The 3509-nt window shown below is 43.9% G+C and carries 2 protein-coding genes; one reads left to right on the forward strand and one right to left on the reverse strand.

Annotated elements, in window-relative coordinates:
• Positions 1–137: 137 nt before the first annotated feature.
• Positions 138–2450 carry an NACHT domain-containing NTPase gene (locus H6S82_RS24170; protein WP_190461570.1) on the reverse strand — a complete coding sequence of 771 codons (2313 nt, stop codon included), beginning with the start codon at positions 2448–2450 and terminating at the stop codon, positions 138–140.
• A gap of 538 nt (positions 2451–2988) precedes the next feature.
• On the opposite strand from H6S82_RS24170, the gene H6S82_RS24175 reads away from it, so the two are divergent.
• Positions 2989–3509: vWA domain-containing protein (locus H6S82_RS24175; RefSeq protein WP_191056830.1), on the forward strand; the 521-nt coding region annotated here is incomplete at its 3' end.

Below are 3509 nucleotides of genomic sequence, written 5' to 3' on the forward strand. Positions count from 1 at the left end.
TCTATAATTCAATCCTGAAACTTGTTAGTTCTAAAGCTGATTTCGCTAGCACTTACGTATTGGCAATTTAGCCCTAAAACGCAGCTACGCAAGTATTTTTCGGGAATGGCAAGAATTTTCAGGCTAGTGTGGGTAGTTTACTGCCATTCTCTGTCTTCAAGCTCGTTCTGAGGTAGCAATAAGGTGGCTTCAATTTCCTGCCGAGTCGCCGCCGTGACTTCGCAATTGCTATGCAGGCAATCGAGAAGCAGTTGATTGGCATCGTAGTAGCGTTGTAGAACTTGTTGTTGCTCGGTGCTAAACTCCCAGGTGCGGCTAGTATTTCGATAGTTAACGATCGTTGTCCTTAACTGTTCCACCCAGGCGGAATAGTGTTCTTGCCACCAGTCCTGAAACCGTTCTCGGCTTTGAGAAGCAGGTGGGAGTCGATCCCTGATTTGTTGCAGGGATTTATAGAATCCGGCATCGAGAACCATCACCAGAATATTGTTAATTGCCTCGCTACAAGCATTGGTATAAGCTAACTCTTGAGAGCCTTCGCTGGCCAACTGCTGGAGCAAATTATCCAACGCCGCATCTAAAAACATACCCTGGTCGAGAGTGCTGGCTAAAGTAAACTGAGCAGCTGTATGAGGTGACTGGGCAAGGGCAAGGTAAAAAGCTCTGGTGGTGGCAATTTTGGGTTGAGTTGGGACGGTGCGAGATTTTTGGCTAGCCCAGAGCAAAAATTCTTGTAGATAAGGGTCTTGAGCAACTAAACCATCAATTTGTTGCTTCATCAATTGTACTAGAGAGTCTGCACTTCGCAGCATGGCAACTGTCAAGAGGAAGATTTCGCGCCAGTGAGGGTCTGTGATATGGCTGACGAGTCCTCCCAAAGCTTGCTCTAATCCTTGCAGGTTATGACTGGCAACGATTTGGCGGGCGGTGAAGTATTCGTGAAACACTAGATAGGAGAAAGAAAAGATGCCTCTCGCCCGTTCGGTGAGTAGCCCATGTTGAGTTTCGATCGCTTTTAGTACCGCTTCACTTTCGAGTTGCAGTTCCTCTGCTTCCAGGTTTATTTCGGACAAATTCCGCAGATAGTCCCCAATATACTGCTCTATAATGCGTTGCTCGAAAAAATATTGCCCTTTTTCAAAGGTAACTGCGGCCAACTGGCTCAGCAACCTCAGCTTTTGAGGTAATAAAAACCCTTGGTAAACCTTATCCCGTTCCACTCCTTTGGCTTCGTCCCATTTGCCTAGAAGCAAATCCAGTCCTTGCTTATAAAACTCAGACCGCTTGGTGGGAAATTTATCTTGTCCGTGAAACACCCAACAAGCTAGATGCAAAAATAGGGGCGTGACAATCAGCTGGCGAAAGTGCCAATTTTCCGGTAAGTCCAACTTTTCAATAAACTGAACCGATTGTGCTTGCCCAGATTGACGGTTGGTTTTAGTGAATGTCACAAACCATTTTTGGGCGAAGGTAACGATTTGATCTTGGGTAAAGGGGGCAATTTCCACATCGGTAAAGCCTCGAAACTGGAGCTTTTTGGCGGCGGTGCGACAGGATACCACAAACTGATTTTTGTGATATTTGTCGGAAAACTTGCGAATTTCTCGTTGAACTGCGCTGCTGTCTTGGTTGAGTACTTCATCCATCCCATCCAGCAATAATAGGACTCTACCAGCTTGCAGCAAGGTTTCGATCGCAGATGGGTTGTAAATACCAGAGTTGATAAACGCCTGACGGAGGTAATTTAAGAGGCGAAAGTTGCCATTATCCCTGGATTCTTCGGCAAAATCTCTCAAGGTGATGAAAATGGGCACTTGATGGGCGGCAAACTCGCCCCGGTTACACTGAATGGCGAGATGCTTCAAAAAGGTGGTTTTGCCAACACCTGGTTTACCCAGTACTCGAAGTTTGGAGTATGTTTCAACTGCCTGCATCCCCGGTATTTGTTTTTGGTTTATTTCTCCCAAACCAATGCGATCGAATGCGGCTGGGCCTAAGTTTGGCAAATTACTGATATCAAACCACTGTTGGCTGGCAATTTCTTGCAAAATATTGACATCAACATAGATATCATCAATTTTGACCGGACGATTAATGTCTAATAGCTGCAAGATACCGCACTGGTATTGAATTTTATCCCGCCGTTGTGAGCGTACTTGCTGTACCAGGGTATCAATGTTTGGGGCGGAAGTTTCTGTCAACTCTCGCGGTTCGGAAAATTCTACTGGCGGATCGATCGCAATCTCTCGCCAATCTAAGTCTAATATGGCACAAATATTTAGAAAAACTTGGCGATCGACGGGTTTACCCGTAAAAAATCGCCATATTGGTTGTCTAGTCTTTAAATTTACTTCCCCTGCCAGGTTTTCCTGCGTCCACCCTTTGAGGGCAAAGGCTCGCTTAGCCTGTTGAATTCCCAGCGGTGATGCTTTGAGCGATCGCTTGGCCATGACACAAGACTCCAAGTCTTAAAATCAATAACGTGTTTGCTACTAAGCTCCTGTTGAACGGCTATCATCAACGACCCCCTACAATTCTCAATCTCGTCTACAGTTTACCGATTCTTGCGGGTTTATGGTGAAAAATGTTTTTCTATGTTATAAATAAGTTTTGTTCTGTTAAGGATGAGTATGATTGTGAGTTAAGGTAGGGGTAAATGCAGGTTAGTTAATTATTGCTTAAAAGCCCTCTAGTATTATTGGCGCAAACCACCCTAAGATTATATCGGTTGTTATTATCATTATTTTGACAGGCAAGCTAAATGACAAACAAAATCTAGACACTAACTATAAAAAAGGTGTTTTTCGACATATAAAAAATCCAGATATAGGTGAAATCAAATTGTTAAGATAACCGGAAAAATTCCTTCAAAATTAACTTCATAACAAATGCTTTACAGATTCCTAGTCGATCGCTCTCCAAAACGCATATTTCCTTAGAAGTAGATACAATATTCAAATATACGCTTCTGGTATAATCTTTTTCACCGTGACCCCACCTACCAAAGTTACCCCAGGGCAGCCTCTCACTTCTTTACAAAAATCAGGTCTAGAATGGGTCGTTCGCCTGCATGGGGGGAGAGATGTTGTACTCGCGATCGACCTCACAGAAAGTGTAGGCTTAAATGATGAAGGTCGCAATCGCCTGCGTCAGATTGTCCAAGATAGCCTGCATCCCGGCGATTCTGTTTACGTCGTTCCTTTCGCCACTACCACAAATCCCCTACCGCCGCCGATTGAATTTAGCGGTAAAAAAGAAGATATTGATAAAATTTTGCAAGTTGTACCGCTAGAACGCGATCCCAATGTTCGCAATACAGATATTCAACAAGCTGAATTAACTATATATCAAAATCTTGCCCAAGTCAATCAAGACCGCCTGCAAGAAAATCAGCCAATTAAACCGCAATCAGTTGTTTGGATTACGGATGCACCTCTTTTTAGTAACGGGTGGATTGAAACGCCTGCTGAAAGTCCTTTTCGGCAAGAAAATTCTCTAGAAAGTCAACA

It is taken from the genome of Planktothrix sp. FACHB-1355, from assembly GCF_014748295.1.
Lineage (GTDB): Bacteria > Cyanobacteriota > Cyanobacteriia > Cyanobacteriales > Aerosakkonemataceae > Aerosakkonema > Aerosakkonema funiforme_A.